Raw genomic sequence first — 16888 nt, forward strand, 5'->3', positions numbered from 1 at the left:
ACTTAATCTGTTGAAAAAATAAGCTTGAAAGTTAAAATTGTAATTTTGTTACTAAAAATAACAAGTGCGCTAATTTTATTCACTCTGTGAAATTAATGGTATTGTTAACAATGTCATTATAAAACATGTAGTTATATTAATTGATTGGCAGAGTTTACACCCTCCCGCATTGTGATCGGTCTATTGTTTTGAAACAAAATTTCGTTACTAACTAGAAAGTTTGAGTGGCATCAAGATATATTTAGAGGCGAAAAATATAATGCGATATGTGGTTACATTTTCATTGGGTGCTAACATTTAGGCTACGGGGGTGTGCCGTTAGAACCCAAACAATTCTAATAACTTAATCAGGAGCATAAACATGTTTAAAAACCTTTTTGCAAACCTGCAGAAAGTTGGTAAGGCTCTGATGCTTCCAGTATCAGTTTTACCAGTTGCGGGTATTTTGCTTGGTGTGGGTGCAGCGAACTTTAGCTGGCTACCAGAAGTTGTTTCACATTTAATGGAACAAGCTGGTGGTTCGGTTTTTGGTCAAATGGCACTACTCTTTGCAGTAGGTGTAGCATTAGGCTTCACGAATAACGATGGTGTTTCAGGCCTGTCAGCAATTGTTGGCTATGGCATCATGGTTGCGACGCTAAAAGTAATGGCAGTCGTAATGGGTGTTGATAACATCGAGACGGGCGTTCTTGGTGGTATCCTTGCAGGTGGTGTTGCTGCTTGGGCATTCAATCGTTTTTACAAAATTCAACTTCCTGAATATCTTGGCTTCTTCGCGGGTAAACGTGCAGTACCAATCATTACGGGTTTCCTTGCGATTGCTCTAGGTATTGTTTTATCTATCATTTGGCCTCCTGTAGGTTCAGCTATCGCAACATTCTCTGATTGGGCTGCTAACCAAAACCCAGTAACCGCATTTGGTATCTACGGTGTTGTTGAGCGTTCATTGATTCCATTTGGTCTTCACCACATCTGGAACGTGCCTTTCTTCTATGAAGCAGGTACATGTACCAACAATGCCGGTACTACCGTTCACGGTATCATGACTTGTTTCTTGACTGCTGATGATGCGTCTCGCGCTGCAGGTAACGGTTTCGGTCAACTAGCGGGTGGCTACCTATTCAAAATGTTCGGTCTTCCAGCTGCAGCAATTGCAATTGCACACAGTGCTAAACCAGAAAACCGCGCCAAAGTAATGGGTATCATGGCGTCAGCTGCATTGACTTCATTCCTAACGGGTATTACAGAACCTATTGAGTTCTCGTTCCTATTCATCGCTCCAGTACTTTATGTTGTTCATGCTTTGCTAGCTGGTCTTGCTTATGTATTGACTAACGCTCTAGGTGTTGTTCACGGTCACACGTTCTCGAACGGTTTCATTGACTTTGTTGTTCAATCTCCTCGTGCTGAAAACATGTTGCTATTGGTTGGTCTAGGTATTGCTTATGCAGTTCTATACTATGTCGTGTTTACTTTCGTTATCCGTACGATGAACCTGAAAACTCCAGGTCGTGAAGATGAATCTGAAGAAGCTTCTTCTGCTACAGGTAGTGAGTTAGCTGGTGAACTTGTTGCAGCCTTTGGTGGTAAAGAAAACATCACTAACCTAGATGCATGTATTACTCGTCTACGCGTTTCTGTTGCTAAAACAGAAGCAGTAAACCAAGAGAAATTGAAACAGCTTGGTGCTGCGGGTGTTGTTGTTGTATCGGGTGGCGTTCAAGCTATCTTTGGTACTAAGTCTGACAACCTTAAAACTGAAATGGATGAGTGGATCCGTAACCACGGTTAATTCATATCTTTTCATTCCCCTATAAAAAAGGAGGCGAAAGCCTCCTTTTCTTTTGCCGCTAACTCGCTCATCAGCCATTCTCTATTTTTATAAGTTGATCATTGCCATCTCATTTATTAGTTGAGTTGTCCGCTTGCGGCGATAAGACGGATCTCACGCTTGGCTTGTCGACTTAACTCTCTTTTATCTCAAACGATAATCAAGTAAGGGCTATTTCGCTCTATTCCTTTATTCACATCACTTGTTTAATTTTGCTGTGGTTTGGGTGGCATGAATAGGTTTGGCTTCAAGAGGCAAGTGTAGCGGTTGTCGACAGGCATAAAAAAAGCCGATGATGACATCGGCTTTTAGAATCAACAGGATTATTGTTTGTTCATGGCTTTTTTAATGCAGATGGCGGCGCCACCCCACGTAATGCCCAAACCAATAATCATCATAATAATTGCACTTGTCGTCATTAGTTGCACTCCTTGCGGCTTGTTGCATTGATTGTTACGCCTATAGCGAATAGTAACCCGATCATGACCCATCCTAGGGTGAGGTCATAACCACCGTAACCTTCTGTGAATAGAGCGTTCAGTTTTGTGGCGACAATAATGGCCAAAATTACAGGTGAGATAAAGCGCAGACAAATATCAAACCACACGCCAATATTGAAATCGGAAATGCTGTTCACGTATTTGCGTACGTCAGAAATCTTAAATAGCCATGCCATGAGCGTAAGTTCCACTAGACAGCTCGCCATAATGCCCACGTTGTTTGCGAAGTGGTCGACAAGGTCGAGTAGCAACAGGCCACCGTTGGTCGCAAAGGCCATTGAAACCAAAAACCCTACGCTGATAACTACATTAGCGGCCTTTTTACGGCTCCATTTTAGCTTATCGATGACGGCTGAGGTGACGGCTTCAATGATTGATATGTGTGAGCTTAGGCCTGCAACAACAAGTGCAAAGAAGAAGATTGGCCCAAGAATATAGGGCGCTGGCAATAGGTTGATAGCCGCTGGTAACGTAACGAATGCAAGCCCAACGCCCGCAGACACGACTTCTGTCAACGGTTTGCCTTGTTCATGAGCCATGTAGCCAAGAACAGAGAAAATCATAATCCCCGCCAGAATTGAGAAACCACAGTTGATCAATACTGTCATGAAGGCGTTATTCGTTATGTCTGATTTCTCAGGAAGGTAGCTGGAATACGCCAGCATGATGGCAAAACCAATACTTAGGGTGAAGAAAATCTGTCCATAAGCAGCAGCCCAAACCTTCACATCCCAGATCTTGTCAAAGTCAGGCTCAAACATGTAGTTCACACCATCTAATGCACCTGGTAGGAAAATCATGCGGCCAATCAAAAGCAGTACCATGATAAACAGTATTGGCATCATGATTTTTGAAGCGCGTTCGATTCCAGATTTCACTCCACCGACGATAGCAGCATAAGTAATGGCCCATGCAATCAGCATTGCAATGGCAATTTTCCATTGAATACTACCGAGATTTGTCGGTGAATTATCGCCTAGTGCTAAATAGTTGCTAAAGAAGAAAGCATTAGTATCGGTTCCCCAACTTTGTGTAAACGACATACCAAAGTAGGAAATAGCCCAGCCAATAACGGCCACATAATACACAGCAATAATAGCGGCAACCCCTACTTGGAACCAACCTAACCATTCAAATTTTGCGTGAATTTTAGCCAGAGTGGCTGGTGCTGAACCGCGATGCTTTTGACCCATGCTGAACTCTAGGATCATAAACGGTATACCCGCTGTGATCATGGCGAAAAGGTAAGGGATGAAGAATGCACCACCCCCATTCTCATAAGCCATATAAGGGAAACGCCATATGTTTCCAAGACCGATAGCCGAACCTACGGCAGCCAAAATGAACCCTGCACGGGATCCCCATTGTTCTCGCTTCATTGCTTACTCCTTTACGACTTCCCTGAGGTATGAAGCTTCTCTTCGGCTGCGGAGCCAGTGTTGGAGTGATGAATACTATCGGTACACTAAGTAGACCGTGAATATTTGCGCCATCATCCATGAACTGGCAAAAAGTTAGTGTTATATGTTGTCAGCTTTCCGAGAACTCAGAATATTGTTCTTAATAGTTCGATGTGTGTTTGCTGTATCTGAAATAATCAGCTACGCATGGGTTCGAGACTACAGACTAATCTAAGTTAAGGCAATAGATTGTAAATGTTATTCTCTGGTTTTTTGATGGTGTATTAGTTGTTAATTAATTGGGATTTAGGTGGAATGAACGTCATTTTTTAATAAGAATGGAATTTATAACTTCGTTGTCTAAAAAATATAAATGATAAAACTATTTTTTGTCGAAGAGTGTATGACTGAAAAACATACACTCACTAGTGAATCACACCACAATTTTATCTTGGTTTAAAAACGAACTGTTAGGCCGATATTAGCCGAAAATTGATTGATCCAATCAGATTTAAAACGAATCGCGCACGTTTCTGAAGAGGGCAGTGTGCAGGTTGCTGAAGTTTCGTTGTCAACAGAGGTACCTAACCAACGCACTTGGCTATTCAGCGCAATGTTATCGGTAAAGGCATACTCAAAACCCCCAAACAAGCTTGAAGAAAAACCATATTTATCTTTAGCCCAGTCAACATCCGTATAAGAACCACCGATACCTAGGCCTATATAAGCGGTCAATTGTTGGCTTGTCGGATAATAAATGCTGCTTTGAAAGTGGAGATAATGGATGTTGGTATCCGCGTTAATGGTTTCAACAGAGGTGTTTTGAGTGGCATAAAACAGACCAATTCGGCCTTTTTCGTAATCAGTTTCTATAGCGAGGCCATAACCAGAGGAAGCTTTTAAATCGTATTCATTGCTGGCTTGATCCTCGACTTCGCCCCCAACGATATACCCAAAAAAGGGAGAGACGATGACTTGCGCTTGTGCATAGTGAGCAGATAAAGCTCCGATGATAAGAATGATTTTATTGTATTGATGCATAATTATTAACCTAAGCCACTTTTTAACGATTAGGTTATTGTGATGGTAACTCCATAATTGTGCACGAAAAATCAACGATTCTTGAAGATACTTCACACTGATGTTATTACTTTGTTATCTGATAGGAGGTGGCTATGGAACTTGATCTAAAATATGCATTAGTGATTACTGCAACGGTCTTTACTATTCTCGTCGGTTTTGGTTTGATCGCTATCAGCCATTAATCAACGAGGGTTCTGCTGATGAACACTAGTGGAACTATCTCTGATAAAGAGACGAGAGCGGATTTAGATCGGCTCTCGAAGTACATTGGAGGAAAAAATGCATTGGTTGCCCAAGGTGGTGGCCAAAGAGGTATTTTTACCGCAGGTGTGTTAGATGCGTTCCTTCTTTCCAATTTTGACCCCTTTGATGAATTTTATGGCACCTCTGCAGGTGCATTGAATTTGTGCGCTTACCTATGCCGTCAACATGGGTTAGGCAAGGCTTTTATTTTAGAACTCACCACGGATGCTAATTTTTTTAATCTATTTAGCTACGTTCGGCGTAAGCAGTTCATGAACTTGGATTGGGCTTTAGATCGCATATCGGAATTTCCTTATCGGTTGGATGTCGATATGGGAGCCCAAGTCCTTGCGAAAAGAAAAGCTTATGCTGCTGTTACCTCAGCACACTCACTCCACGACCATTATTTCCCGATATTAGCAAGTAACTGGAGAGCGGTGTTGATTGCCACCTGTGCGATTCCCCGCTTATATCCGCATGAAGTCAAGCTGGGTGATGACCTATATATTGATGGTGGAGTATCGGCATCAATTCCAGTTCAGGAGGCATGGCGTAGAGGTGCCCGTTTTGTCGCGGTAATCCGCACTGAATGCCCTGATGTCGACGCGGTAGAGAGTGGGTTACCGATGAAGCCGTTGCCTTCTGCTAAGCCTTACAACGAGGCTCATTGGCTACGTGAACCTTTGCAAAATATTCAAGGTCAGTGGCGACAAAAATTGTCTTACTGGAAGCAAGAGTGGAGTGGTCTTCTCCATCAACAAATAGAACGTTCTAAGCTACAAAAACGTGAGCAAATGAATTTGGAGCTACTCAATGGTGGGCGCTGGTTATTTGGCGCTGATGATATTTATCGCTTGAGTCATTTAATTGGTGACAAGTTTGATTCGGGGTTAGCGGATATGTTAATGGTGCATTACCAAACTTATTCTCTTACTCAAGAATTTTTGCGTGCGCCGCCGGATGATGTTTACATCCTACAGATTGTGCCCAGCGAACCATTGAGGTCAAGATCTCTCTTAAGCAGTCAAGAAGATCTGCTTTATGATTATGAGCTGGGACTGACGGCGGGTTATCGCTTTATCGACCAATTTAACCAAGCGCAGTCGGCATATCAGTCCCGTATTGCATCATCGGATTATTTTCCCCGCGACCATTAAGTCAACGGGGAGCACGGGTTAGTCAAGGACCGGCAGGATACGCATGCAGTTGGTTGACCCTTCGACATCCATAATGTCACCTTGAGTGATGATCACTAAGTCACCGAACTCTAACAATTTTTTCTCCTTAAGCGTATTGAGAGCTGCAACGGCCACATCAAAACCAGTATCTGCTTTGGTATCAAAATAGACGGGTGTGACTCCCCGATATAGAGCGCAGCGGTTTAAACTTCGTTCATTGGGCGACATAGCAAAGATAGGCAGTACAGAATTTAAGCGTGAGGTCATAAGCGCTGTTCTTCCTGATTCGGTCAGAGTCACCATGGCTTTGATTCCTTCCATGTGATTGGCCGCATAGATAGTGGACATCGCAATGGTCTCTTCAGCAGTCACAAACGAAGTATCGATTCGGTAATTTTGTTGGCTAGCTTCGATCATTTTTTCTGCGCCGACACACACTTCGGCCATCGAACGAACCGTTTCTACTGGGTATTTCCCAGCAGCAGTTTCACCTGAAAGCATCACCGCATCGGTTCCGTCAAGCACCGCATTGGCAACATCCATTACCTCCGCGCGGGTTGGCATTGGGTTCTCTATCATTGACTCCATCATTTGTGTTGCGGTGATCACTACTCTATTGAGTGCCTTAGCGCGGCGGATCAGTTTTTTCTGCACACCAACCAGCTCAGGATCACCAATTTCTACCCCCAAGTCACCACGAGCGACCATGATCACATCGGAGGCCATAATGATGTCATCAATATTGTGATCACTGGCCACGGTTTCTGCCCGTTCCACTTTCGCCACGAGTTTGGCTTCAAGGCCTGCATCACGAGCGAGGCGGCGAGCGTATTTCATATCTTCGCCATTGCGAGGAAATGAAATGGCCAGATATTCAACCTGTATTTCGGCGGCGAGTAGTATGTCTCGTTTGTCTTTTTCGGTCAGCGCTTCCGCCGATAAACCGCCACCCTTTTTGTTGATGCCTTTGTTATTTGAAAGTGGACCACCGACGGTGACTATGGTGTGTATTTTAGCACCATCGACTGCTGTGACGAGTAGTTGTACTCGTCCGTCGTCCAATAGCAGCAAATCATCCTGCTGCACATCTTGTGGTAGTTTTTTGTAGTCAATGCCAACCGAATCTTGGTCACCTTGCCCTGGGGGGAGCTCTGCATCAAGAACAAATCGGTCACCTTCATTTAAGTAGACTTTTCCTTCTTTAAATGTGGAGACCCTAATTTTTGGTCCTTGTAAATCACCAAGTAAAGCGACATGGCGACCCAACTTAGCCGCGATAGCTCTTACTCGTTGCGCTCGCAGTTTATGGTCCTCGGAGCTACCATGTGAAAAATTCATGCGCACAACATTTGCGCCAGCTTTGATAATCGCCTCTAATATCTCGCCTTTGTCTGTTGATGGGCCTAAAGTAGTCACGATTTTTGTTCTTCTTAACACAGCGGTCATTGTGTTCTCCTGATGGGGCGGGAATCTAGATTGAGTATATGCAAGATCTGGCGAAAGAAAGGGGATAAGAGTGAAATTTATCGACAGGTGTCAGATGATTTTTGTCACAAAAAAAGAGGAGTTTCATATTTTTTGAATGTAAACAAATGGCAGTTTATTGGCTAAATACACGAAGATCTAGGTATATCCGTGATGCTTGTCACGGCAATATACTAAAGCGCTTCACAATTACTTCGCAAAGTAAAAAAATTGGCATGTTATTGATTTCTGGAGCTCCCAATGTATATGGCGCAACCAGGCCATATTGATCATATCAAACAGGTCAATGCTGGTCGTGTATATAAACTCATTGACCAAAAAGGTCCCATTTCTCGCATCGATTTATCGAAGGAGAGTGAGCTTGCTCCGGCAAGTATTACCAAAATTACTCGTGAGTTAATTGAAGCTCATTTAATCCATGAAACGACAGTACAAGAAGCGATCAGCCGTGGCCGCCCAGCCGTTGGTTTACAAACCAATAATGAGGGATGGCAATTTTTATCCATGCGTTTAGGGCGTGGTTACCTAATTATTGCCCTGCATGAGTTGGGTGGTGAAGTGTTGATCGACACCAAAATTGAGATCCATGAGCTAGACCAAGATGACGTGCTCGCTAGGTTGCTTTACGAAATTGAAGAGTTTTTTCAAACCTACTCGTCGCAATTGGATCGAGTGACGAGTATCGCAATTACCTTGCCCGGTTTAGTGAATTCAGAGCAAGGGATTGTGCTACAGATGCCTCATTACAATGTGGAAAATCTGGCTCTTGGTCCTGAAATTTATAAGGCGACGGGCCTACCTGTATTTGTGGCGAATGATACCCGAGCTTGGGCACTGGCTGAAAAGTTGTTTGGCCATTCGCAAGGCAATGAAAATTCAGTTCTTATCTCTATTCACCACGGTTTAGGGGCCGGCATTATCCTCGATGGCAGGGTGCTGCAAGGTCGGCACGGGAATATCGGTGAGTTAGGTCATATCCAAATTGATCCGCACGGTAAACGTTGCCATTGTGGCAATATTGGCTGTTTGGAGACAGTCGCCAGTTCGCAAGCAATTCGTGAAGAAGTGGCGCTGCGTATTGCAAACGGTGAGGTTTCATCATTGACTGAGCACAGTGAAATCACTATTGAAGATATCTGTGAGGCCGCAGCAGAGGGTGACCCATTAGCGGTGGATGTGATAGAGAAACTAGGGCGTTATTTAGGGGCCGCAATCGCAATTGTGATCAACCTGTTTAACCCAGAAAAAATTCTTATCGGTGGTGTTATCAACCAAGCTAAGAACGTGTTATACCCTGCATTGCAAAAATGCATCGAAGAGCAGAGCTTACCTGTCTATCATCAAGATCTCGAATTAGTGGAATCACGTTTTTATAAACAGGCAACCATGCCCGGTGCGGCTTTGATTAAACAAGCTCTCTATGATGGACTTTTGCTGATGAAAGTTGTCGAAGGTTAATTTTTTCGCGGTTAGATCATTTATATTTTTTACAATTAACCCATATGGCTATACTGTTATGTGAGTTCACTATAATTTTCGGGATTTCGTATGTCAGGTGTTTTAAATACGGTTGACCAGCGCACCAATCTTGTCGGAGAGAATCGACTTGAGTTGCTTTTATTCAGCTTAAATAGCCGGCAAATTTTTGCGATCAATGTATTTAAGGTGAGGGAAGTGATCAAAGTTCCTCAGTTAACGAAATTGCCCGGTTCTCATCATAATATTACGGGTGTAGCCTCATTGAGGGGAGTGCCAGTTCCTGTCATTGATTTGCGCAGTGCGATCGGTTTTCCTCCATCTCGCTTGGATAGCCAGGAACAGAACCTCATCATCACTGAGTACAATCGAACCATTCAAGGTTTTTTGGTTGGGCAAGTTCGCAATATTATCAATACCGCATGGACTGAAATTCAGCCACCACCGCGTTTAGCTGGCCGTTCTAATTACCTTACCGCTATCACCCATGTTAAAGAGGTCAACAGTAGCCATATTGTTGAAATCATTGATGTTGAAAAAGTGTTAGCTGAGATTATTGATTATGACGTTTCTATCTCAGAAGGCGTTCTTGATCATGATTTGGTTGCGGAGATGGTCGGGCGAAAAATTCTGATTGTGGATGATTCTTCAACGGCTCGTAACCAAATAAAAGGGACGCTCTCACAGCTTGGTTTGGAAATTGTCGAATGCAGAGATGGCTTAGAAGCATTGAATCTTCTGAAGTCGTGGAGCGATGAAGGAAGAGATGTAACGAGTGAGCTTTTACTGATGATCACCGATGCTGAAATGCCAGAAATGGACGGCTATAAACTGACTTCCGAGATCCGTAATGATCCGAGAATGAAATCACTATTTATTACGTTAAACACGTCACTCAGTGGCAGCTTTAATGAAGCCATGGTACAAAAAGTGGGTTGTGATCGTTTTATCTCTAAATTCCAACCCGATTTATTAGTACAAGTGGCACAAGACCGATTACGTGATGTGCTTTCGTAAGATTTTTAGCCATCATTACAATAAAGTCGTCTCTAATGTAATGTGCTGACATGAAATAGTAACGTTCACCTCAAACGACAATGCCTTGCTGATGAGGCAAGGCATTGAAAGATTAAGAAAAAGCTAAGCCATTACTTTTTCGGTTGTGCATCGATACATTGACCATTCACGGCTTGGCTTTCCGGCGCCATTAAATAGAGATAAAGCGGCATGATATCTTTAGGCGTTTTCAACAACTCCACATCTTCAGCGGGATAAGCTTTGGCGCGCATGCCTGTGCGCGTGCCACCGGGATTAATTGCATTCACTCGAATTGATGTGTTGCTTAGCTCATCAGCTAGCACTTGCATCATCCCTTCTGTGGCGAATTTTGACATAGCATAAGTGCCCCAAAAAGCACGACCATCATGGCCTACGGTTGAAGACGTAAATACAATCCGCGCATCTGGAGATTTGTGCAGCAATGGCAGCGCCGCTTGGCTGAGTAAGAATTGCGCTTTGACGTTGACCTGCATGACATCGTCATAAGAATCTTCACCGATCTGATCAAACGGGCTGATCACACCCAAAAGCCCCGCGTTATGTAGCACACCATCTAAGCGACCAAACTGCTCTGCAATGGTATCGATCATATCGAGGTAATGTTGCTTGGTGGCTCCTTTCATGTCCAGCGGAACAATCGCAGGTGTTGCGTAGCCAGCGTTTTCTATCTCATCATAAGTTTGTTCTAACTTTTTCACCGTGCGGCCGAGCAAAATGACGGTTGCGCCGTGGGCTGCATAGCTGATGGCGGCTTGTTTACCGATACCGTCGCCAGCACCTGTAACTAAAATGACTCTATCTTTGAGGGCATCTGCAGAAACTGAATAATCCACCTTGTGCTTCCTTATTGTTATGATTTGCTTTAAGTCTTCGTGACAAGGTGGTTACAATACACCAAATCAAAACCTATGAGGATTAGGACGTTGGAATTTTTATTGGACTACGGCCTATTTTTGGCCAAGATTGCGACAATCGTCGTCGCTCTTGTTGTGCTATTGGTCATTGTGAAATCGGTGGGCGGAAAAAACAGCGCGCAGAAAGGCGAGCTGGAAGTAGTGAATTTAACCGAGCGTCATAAAGAAATGGTCGAGCAGATGGAACACCATCTGCACGATGATGCTTTCTTGAAGGCTCGCGATAAAGCAGAAAAGAAAAGCGAAAAAGAGAAAAACAAAGTACGTGACAAAGCGATCAAAAAAGCGGCCAAAGAGGGAGCGTTAGATACCAAACGTGAACCGCATCTCTTTGTCTTGGATTTCAACGGCAGTATTGATGCCAAAGAAGTGAGTTCGCTACGCGAGGAAGTGACCGCCATTCTCGCCGTTGCTCGTCAAGGTGATGAAGTGTTGCTGCGTTTAGAGACTGGCGGTGGCATGGTGCATGGTTATGGTTTGGCTTCTTCGCAGCTCGATCGCATTAAAGCAGCTGGGTTACCCCTAACCATCGCAGTTGATAAAGTGGCCGCCAGCGGTGGTTATATGATGGCGTGTATTGCTGATAAAATTGTGGCCGCTCCTTTTGCGATTGTCGGTTCCATTGGCGTTATCGCACAACTACCTAACTTTAATAAACTGCTTAAAAAACATGATATTGAATTTGAACAATTGACCGCAGGTGAATACAAACGCACGCTGACTATGTTTGGTGAAAACAGTGATAAAGCGCGCGATAAGTTCAAGCAAGAACTCGAAGAGACTCATGAACTGTTTAAAGATTTTATCCGCGAGCATCGCCCAGCGCTTGACCTTGAGAAAGTGGCCACTGGTGAACACTGGTTTGGAACTCAAGCTCAAGAGCTCGGTTTAGTCGATGAGATCAAAACTTCTGACGACTTAGTGGTTGCTGCGTGTAAAGATAAAACGGTACTGGCAATCCATTATGTGCAGAAGAAAAAACTGACTGATAAATTGGCTGGTGTTGCGGGCGAAGCGGCCGATAGCGTGCTGCTGAAATTGATCAGTCGCGGTCAACGGCCAATCGTTTAGGTTAGGCGCATCTTTCTCGAAGCAGGCAGATTATTTTTCGGAGAGTATTAAGCGGAGAAGTGCGTTACTTCTCCGTTTTTTTTGATCTCAGCCATTCATCGATGGCGAGTATCAACCCGGCCAACATGCCTGCTAAATGCGCTTCGATAGCAACGCGTGCATTAATAAGCTCACTGGTGTTACTTGAAGCGCCGAAAATTTGCTCCCAGACAACTTTGACAATAACACCAACCACCAACAGCCAACTGCTGCGACGCCCTTGCAGTGCTTCTTGCAGCGCCAAATAGGCAAACATTCCATGGAGCGCGCCTGAAAGGCCGACATAGACTTGCATACGGCTCAAAAAAAGGCTAACGCCTACCATCAGGCTGGTTGCCAGAAGGCTGATTAACCATTTTTTACTGCTCGGTTGAAACACAAAATGGATAATCCACAGCCCTGCGAGGTTCATACCAAGGTGTGTAAAGTTGGTGTGTGTGAAATTTCCTGTTAGGATCCGCCACCATTGGCCCGCTTCAATGGCAGGCCGATTCCACGCACTGAGGGCGGCCAGTGGCGGCCATTGCAACCCCAAGCAGACCAAGCTGATAGCAAGTAGTGCAAAATAACGATTTTTTTGATGGTTTATGTTTAGTAAGCAAAGGCGAAAGTAATTCACGTTATGTCTCGATACTGTTCTCAATGTGGTAAAGCGCAAAAAGCCTGCATCTGTTCTTTGATCGTACCGCTTTCCTCGTCGGTCGAGCTTATCATTCTTCAACATCCGACAGAAGAACATCGCCCAATGGGCACAGCCCGAATTCTCGATTTATCTTTAGCGAATTGCAGGCGCTTTGTTGCCGAAGATTTTAGCCAGCACACTCAGCTGAATGAGTGCTTAGCTGAGCCGGATGTGCTCAACTATGTACTTTACCCGCATGAGACTGCGCAGCCCGTGTCGGCTATGAATATCAATGCTGATACCAGAAAAGTACGAGTTATTTTACTCGATGGTACTTGGAAGAAAGCGTATAAAATGTGGCAACTCTCGAGCAATTTACATTCGCTACCGTGTTTGCACTTGCCGACCGATCTCAAAGGCAATTATCGCATTCGCAAGGCACCGAGTGAAAACAGCTTATCAACTGTTGAAGCTGGTTTTCATATCTTGTCATTGCTTGAGCCTCGGCAAAATTTTCAACCGCTCCTTGATGCTTTTGATGCGATGGTTGCCTTTCAAATTAGCCAAATGCCAGCTGGGGTTTTTAAGCAAAACTATATCAGCGAGTAACCGCTATATCAGTGAGTAATGATGGCAGAAGCTATCACTCAACTAGCCATTAATAGTGATTATGAGCTGAGAAGAGTTGTTGATGGAGCCTTTGCGCATAGCCATCGGTCATAGCCGAAATATAGTCACAGATAACGCGCATACCATCGTTTTCATTGGTTTGGGCTTGCCACTTACCGCGCGTTGTTTCTGGCAGTAAGCGTTCAGGATCGGCGCTTAGCGCTTCAAACAGATCCATGATGATCTGCTGGCCTTTGTATTCAAAACGCTGCACTTGCGGAATTTGAATCACATATTGGCTCACAAATGATTTCAGTACTTCCAGCGCAGTGGCCATATTGGGTTCTAAATAGGCGTTGAAGGCGAGTAATTCATTCTCAAAATGCGCATCAACGGCTTGAATATGAATGCTAGTCAGTAGCGCATTAACAATCCCGCCAATCGCATCTTTACGACGATAATGTTTGCCTGCAAACAGCATTTCACTGATGGAAGCGATGTGTTCTTCAAACCACGCATCGCCGCATTCGGCCAGTTTCGAGGCTGCGGCCTCTTGCCACTGTTGGCGAGTCACCATGCCAAGCACGATGGCATCTTCTAAATCGTGCACGCCGTAGGCAATGTCATCGGCCAGCTCCATGATTGAGCAATCGAGTGATTTAAAGCGAGTCTTGTGATGTTGATAAGGCGTTGTGGGCTGACCACGCATTTGACTGAGTAGAGCTTTATCTTGCGCAGAGAGCGGCTCTGTTACCCAAGAAAAAATCGCGTGATCGCAATCGTATATTCCCTTAGCCGGCGACCACTCTTTAGCTTTCAACTGACGCTGGTGAGCGACTGCATTGGGTTGCTGTACGGCGCGAGTTTGGCTCAGCAGCGCAGGGTATTTTAATAATCCCAGCACAGTGCGGCGTGACAGGTTCATACCATGGTGTTCGGTGTAAGGCTCTAAGCTGGTCACAATTCGAAAGGTTTGCGCGTTGCCTTCAAAGCCGCCGTGATCGCGCATCATATAATTGAGCGCCACTTCGCCGCCATGGCCATAAGGAGGATGGCCGATATCATGCGCTAGGCATAAGGAATCGATCAAACTATCCGAAGGCAGCAAATCACGAAACTCTGGTTGCTTGAGTTTAATTTGCGCCACTATACCAGTGCCGAGTTGCGCGGCTTCTAAGGAGTGAGTGAGGCGAGTGCGATGGAAATCATTCAAGCTAGTGCCATGTACTTGAGTTTTAGCTTGTAAGCGACGAAATGCTGCCGAGTGAAGAATACGTGCCCGATCGCGTTGGAAAGGGCTGCGGTGATCATCGCGGCGGATTTTATGCTCATCATCTTGGCGTTCAAGCCATTTGGGGTCAATGGATATATCCATGCCATCTCCTGCAGTACATTTATGTTTTTCAAACACTTAACAAGTAACTTAGCGTGAGTTAGCTGATCTCGTCCAGCGTTAATTCGAAACTAGGGGCAAAGGTATTGAGAAAATACTCCATCTCAGGTGTATGGCGATCTCGTAAGGTGACGTCTAAACGTTTTTTGGCCAGCGCATATTCATGGTTGCCCGCGCTGAGTTCTTCTAAGCATTTGAGATAGGCGCAGAGTGAATCTGCCTGTTTGACTATCGCCACATCTTCAGGGTGCGCGGCGTCTGAAACGAGATATGGAGCAAAGTCCTCACGCAGCTCTTCAGGCAACATCGAGAGCAGTTTTTGTTCGGCGGCGGCTTCTATCTTTTTGTATTCTTTCGCAATATCAGGGTTGTAGTATTTAACTGGTGTTGGAAGATCGCCTGTCAAAACTTCACTGGTATCGTGGTACATACCTAAAATCGCAATCCGTTCAGGGTTGACCTTGCCGCCAAATTTTTTGTTTTTGATCACGGCTAAAGCGTGAGCGACAAATGCCACTTGTAGGCTGTGTTCTGAGATATTTTCACTGGAGATGGATCGCATTAAAGGCCAGCGTTGAATTAACTTCATTCGGGCTAAGTGAGCAAAAAAGTGACTCTCTTTCATTGCAATAAACATCCTTGCTGTGTCGGGGGCCAAGAGAAAAATTGGCGATTAAAAGAAAACGGGCGCACTTTCCAGTATCGAAAAGTGCGCCCGTTTAGCATATGGAAGTTTACGTCAGAATGCTACTGACTGTAGGTCGATAAGAAACGTTCGAAGCGGCCAATGGCAATTTCCAAATCTTCAATATGCGGTAAGGTCACAATGCGGAAGTGGTCCGGTTTTGGCCAGTTAAAGCCCGTTCCTTGAACCAATAGCACTTTCTCTTGTTTTAAGAAGTCGAGTACCATTTTTTGGTCATCTTTAATGCTGTACATTTTCGTGTCGATTTTCGGGAACAGGTACATGGCTCCTTTAGGTTTGACACATGAGACGCCGGGGATCTGGTTGATCAATTCCCACGCGCGGTCGCGCTGTTCGAGCAGTCGGCCGCCGGGTAAAATCAGCTCATTGATACTTTGATAGCCACCTAATGCGGTTTGAATCGCATGCTGCATGGGCACGTTGGCACACAAACGCATTGAGGCAAGCATTTCCAAACCAGCCACATAACCTTTGGCGATGTGTTTTGGCCCGGTAAGGAACATCCAACCGCCTCGGAATCCGCACACACGGTACGCTTTCGACAGGCCGTTAAAAGTGACCATTAAAACGTCATCAGCTAGCGTTGAAATAGGCGTATGGGTTGCACCATCGTATAAGATTTTGTCATAGATTTCGTCGGCGAAAATGATCAATTTATGCTTGCGGGCAATCTCAACAATTTCCAGCAGGAAATCACGGCTATAGACAGCACCTGTTGGGTTGTTGGGGTTGATCAACACAATACCGCGTGTTTTGGGCGTGATTTTACTGTTGATGTCGTTGAGATCAGGATACCAATCGGCTTCTTCATCACACAAGTAATGCACAGCAGTGCCGCCCGAGAGGGCGACCGAAGCGGTCCATAATGGATAATCAGGAGCAGGGACAAGCATTTCATCGCCATTATTAAGCAGCGCTTGCATCGCCATCACGATAAGCTCTGAAGCACCATTACCGATGTAAACATCTTCTACATCTAGGCTACGCAGCCCTTTTTTCTGGTAGTGCTGTACCACGGCTTTGCGCGCGGAATAGATCCCCTTTGAGTCGCAATAGCCTTGTGAAGTAGGCAGATTACGGATCACATCAACTAGGATTTCATCTGGGGCGTCAAAGCCAAATGGGGCGGGGTTACCAATGTTTAACTTCAGTATTTTATGCCCCTCTTCCTCCATGCGTTTAGCATGTTTGAGTACAGGACCCCTAATGTCATAGCAGACATTGTCGAGTTTTGACGACATCCCGATATTTTGCATTGTATAATTCCTGAAAAATAAAT

General features: G+C 44.8%; 16 protein-coding genes. 7 read left to right on the plus strand and 9 right to left on the minus strand.

Going from position 1 to position 16888, the window contains the following annotated elements; translation table 11 throughout:
* Positions 1-361: 361 nt before the first annotated feature.
* Positions 362-1792: a PTS glucose transporter subunit IIBC gene (ptsG, locus tag AACU59_RS15890; protein WP_013856413.1), complete on the plus strand. Its 1431-nt coding sequence runs from the start codon at positions 362-364 to the stop codon at positions 1790-1792.
* Positions 1793-2154: 362 nt separating this feature from the next.
* Here the strand turns inward: ptsG and AACU59_RS15895 are convergent, their stop codons facing one another.
* The 3 genes from AACU59_RS15895 to AACU59_RS15905 form a co-directional block, all read right to left on the minus strand.
* Entirely contained in the window at positions 2155-2250 is a 96-nt protein-coding gene (locus tag AACU59_RS15895; RefSeq protein WP_010319106.1) for a MetS family NSS transporter small subunit, read from the minus strand.
* Positions 2250-3710 (minus strand): sodium-dependent transporter, encoded by a 1461-nt coding sequence (locus AACU59_RS15900; protein ID WP_017045264.1) that lies wholly within the window; start codon positions 3708-3710, stop codon positions 2250-2252. Before AACU59_RS15900 ends, AACU59_RS15895 begins: the two co-directional genes overlap by 1 nt.
* A gap of 477 nt (positions 3711-4187) precedes the next feature.
* A complete protein-coding gene (locus AACU59_RS15905) occupies positions 4188-4868 on the minus strand; it encodes an outer membrane beta-barrel protein (RefSeq protein WP_161437793.1) in 681 nt (226 codons plus the stop codon).
* Between the two features lie 38 nt (positions 4869-4906).
* Between AACU59_RS15905 and cydH the strand changes: the two genes are divergently transcribed.
* Entirely contained in the window at positions 4907-4996 is a 90-nt protein-coding gene (gene cydH, locus AACU59_RS15910; RefSeq protein WP_094123948.1) for a cytochrome bd-I oxidase subunit CydH, read from the plus strand.
* Between the two features lie 18 nt (positions 4997-5014).
* Positions 5015-6214 carry a patatin-like phospholipase family protein gene (locus AACU59_RS15915; protein ID WP_094144861.1) on the plus strand — a complete coding sequence of 400 codons (1200 nt, stop codon included), beginning with the start codon at positions 5015-5017 and terminating at the stop codon, positions 6212-6214.
* Between the two features lie 18 nt (positions 6215-6232).
* On the opposite strand, the gene pyk is transcribed toward AACU59_RS15915, so the two are convergent.
* The gene (pyk, locus tag AACU59_RS15920; protein WP_094144860.1) at positions 6233-7681 is read right to left on the minus strand and encodes a pyruvate kinase; all 1449 of its coding nucleotides are present in this window, start codon (positions 7679-7681) and stop codon (positions 6233-6235) included.
* A gap of 279 nt (positions 7682-7960) precedes the next feature.
* Between pyk and mlc the strand changes: the two genes are divergently transcribed.
* On the plus strand, positions 7961-9178 hold the full coding sequence (gene mlc / locus AACU59_RS15925; RefSeq protein ID WP_013856420.1) for a sugar metabolism global transcriptional regulator Mlc: 1218 nt from the start codon (positions 7961-7963) through the stop codon (positions 9176-9178).
* Positions 9179-9268: 90 nt separating this feature from the next.
* Positions 9269-10213, plus strand: coding sequence for a chemotaxis protein CheV (locus tag AACU59_RS15930; RefSeq protein ID WP_017048555.1), 945 nt, complete (start codon positions 9269-9271; stop codon positions 10211-10213).
* Between the two features lie 131 nt (positions 10214-10344).
* Here the strand turns inward: AACU59_RS15930 and AACU59_RS15935 are convergent, their stop codons facing one another.
* Positions 10345-11088, minus strand: coding sequence for a YciK family oxidoreductase (locus AACU59_RS15935; RefSeq protein WP_017048556.1), 744 nt, complete (start codon positions 11086-11088; stop codon positions 10345-10347).
* Between the two features lie 90 nt (positions 11089-11178).
* Here AACU59_RS15935 and sohB point away from each other — a divergent pair, with 90 nt between their 5' ends.
* Positions 11179-12240 (plus strand): protease SohB, encoded by a 1062-nt coding sequence (sohB, locus tag AACU59_RS15940; RefSeq protein WP_026028392.1) that lies wholly within the window; start codon positions 11179-11181, stop codon positions 12238-12240.
* 64 nt (positions 12241-12304) lie between these two features.
* On the opposite strand, the gene rrtA is transcribed toward sohB, so the two are convergent.
* Positions 12305-12898 carry a rhombosortase gene (gene rrtA, locus AACU59_RS15945; RefSeq protein WP_094144859.1) on the minus strand — a complete coding sequence of 198 codons (594 nt, stop codon included), beginning with the start codon at positions 12896-12898 and terminating at the stop codon, positions 12305-12307.
* Positions 12899-12901: 3 nt separating this feature from the next.
* On the opposite strand from rrtA, the gene AACU59_RS15950 reads away from it, so the two are divergent.
* Positions 12902-13510, plus strand: coding sequence for a tRNA-uridine aminocarboxypropyltransferase (locus AACU59_RS15950; RefSeq protein WP_094144858.1), 609 nt, complete (start codon positions 12902-12904; stop codon positions 13508-13510).
* Positions 13511-13559: 49 nt separating this feature from the next.
* Here AACU59_RS15950 and AACU59_RS15955 read toward each other — a convergent pair whose 3' ends face one another.
* From AACU59_RS15955 to AACU59_RS15965, 3 genes are all read right to left on the minus strand, one after another.
* The gene (locus AACU59_RS15955) at positions 13560-14885 is read right to left on the minus strand and encodes an anti-phage deoxyguanosine triphosphatase (RefSeq protein ID WP_094144857.1); all 1326 of its coding nucleotides are present in this window, start codon (positions 14883-14885) and stop codon (positions 13560-13562) included.
* A 58-nt stretch (positions 14886-14943) separates the two neighbouring features.
* The gene (gene yfbR, locus AACU59_RS15960; protein ID WP_026028390.1) at positions 14944-15528 is read right to left on the minus strand and encodes a 5'-deoxynucleotidase; all 585 of its coding nucleotides are present in this window, start codon (positions 15526-15528) and stop codon (positions 14944-14946) included.
* Positions 15529-15650: 122 nt separating this feature from the next.
* Positions 15651-16865, minus strand: coding sequence for a pyridoxal phosphate-dependent aminotransferase (locus tag AACU59_RS15965; RefSeq protein ID WP_013856428.1), 1215 nt, complete (start codon positions 16863-16865; stop codon positions 15651-15653).
* Positions 16866-16888 lie beyond the last annotated feature (23 nt).

Source organism: Vibrio sp. V23_P3S9T160 (assembly GCF_963886625.1).
Classification (GTDB): Bacteria; Pseudomonadota; Gammaproteobacteria; order Enterobacterales; family Vibrionaceae; genus Vibrio; species Vibrio anguillarum.

Excerpts from the sequence above, each read along its gene's own strand:
- ptsG (WP_013856413.1), top strand. The coding sequence starts at position 362 with ATGTTTAAAAACCTTTTTGCAAACCTGCAGAAAGTTGGTAAGGCTCTG.
- AACU59_RS15895 (WP_010319106.1), bottom strand. The coding sequence starts at position 2,250 with ATGACGACAAGTGCAATTATTATGATGATTATTGGTTTGGGCATTACG.
- AACU59_RS15900 (WP_017045264.1), bottom strand. The coding sequence starts at position 3,710 with ATGAAGCGAGAACAATGGGGATCCCGTGCAGGGTTCATTTTGGCTGCC.
- cydH (WP_094123948.1), top strand. The coding sequence starts at position 4,907 with ATGGAACTTGATCTAAAATATGCATTAGTGATTACTGCAACGGTCTTT.
- AACU59_RS15915 (WP_094144861.1), top strand. The coding sequence starts at position 5,015 with ATGAACACTAGTGGAACTATCTCTGATAAAGAGACGAGAGCGGATTTA.
- pyk (WP_094144860.1), bottom strand. The coding sequence starts at position 7,681 with ATGACCGCTGTGTTAAGAAGAACAAAAATCGTGACTACTTTAGGCCCA.
- mlc (WP_013856420.1), top strand. The coding sequence starts at position 7,961 with ATGTATATGGCGCAACCAGGCCATATTGATCATATCAAACAGGTCAAT.
- AACU59_RS15930 (WP_017048555.1), top strand. The coding sequence starts at position 9,269 with ATGTCAGGTGTTTTAAATACGGTTGACCAGCGCACCAATCTTGTCGGA.
- AACU59_RS15950 (WP_094144858.1), top strand. The coding sequence starts at position 12,902 with ATGTCTCGATACTGTTCTCAATGTGGTAAAGCGCAAAAAGCCTGCATC.
- AACU59_RS15955 (WP_094144857.1), bottom strand. The coding sequence starts at position 14,885 with ATGGATATATCCATTGACCCCAAATGGCTTGAACGCCAAGATGATGAG.
- yfbR (WP_026028390.1), bottom strand. The coding sequence starts at position 15,528 with ATGAAAGAGAGTCACTTTTTTGCTCACTTAGCCCGAATGAAGTTAATT.
- AACU59_RS15965 (WP_013856428.1), bottom strand. The coding sequence starts at position 16,865 with ATGCAAAATATCGGGATGTCGTCAAAACTCGACAATGTCTGCTATGAC.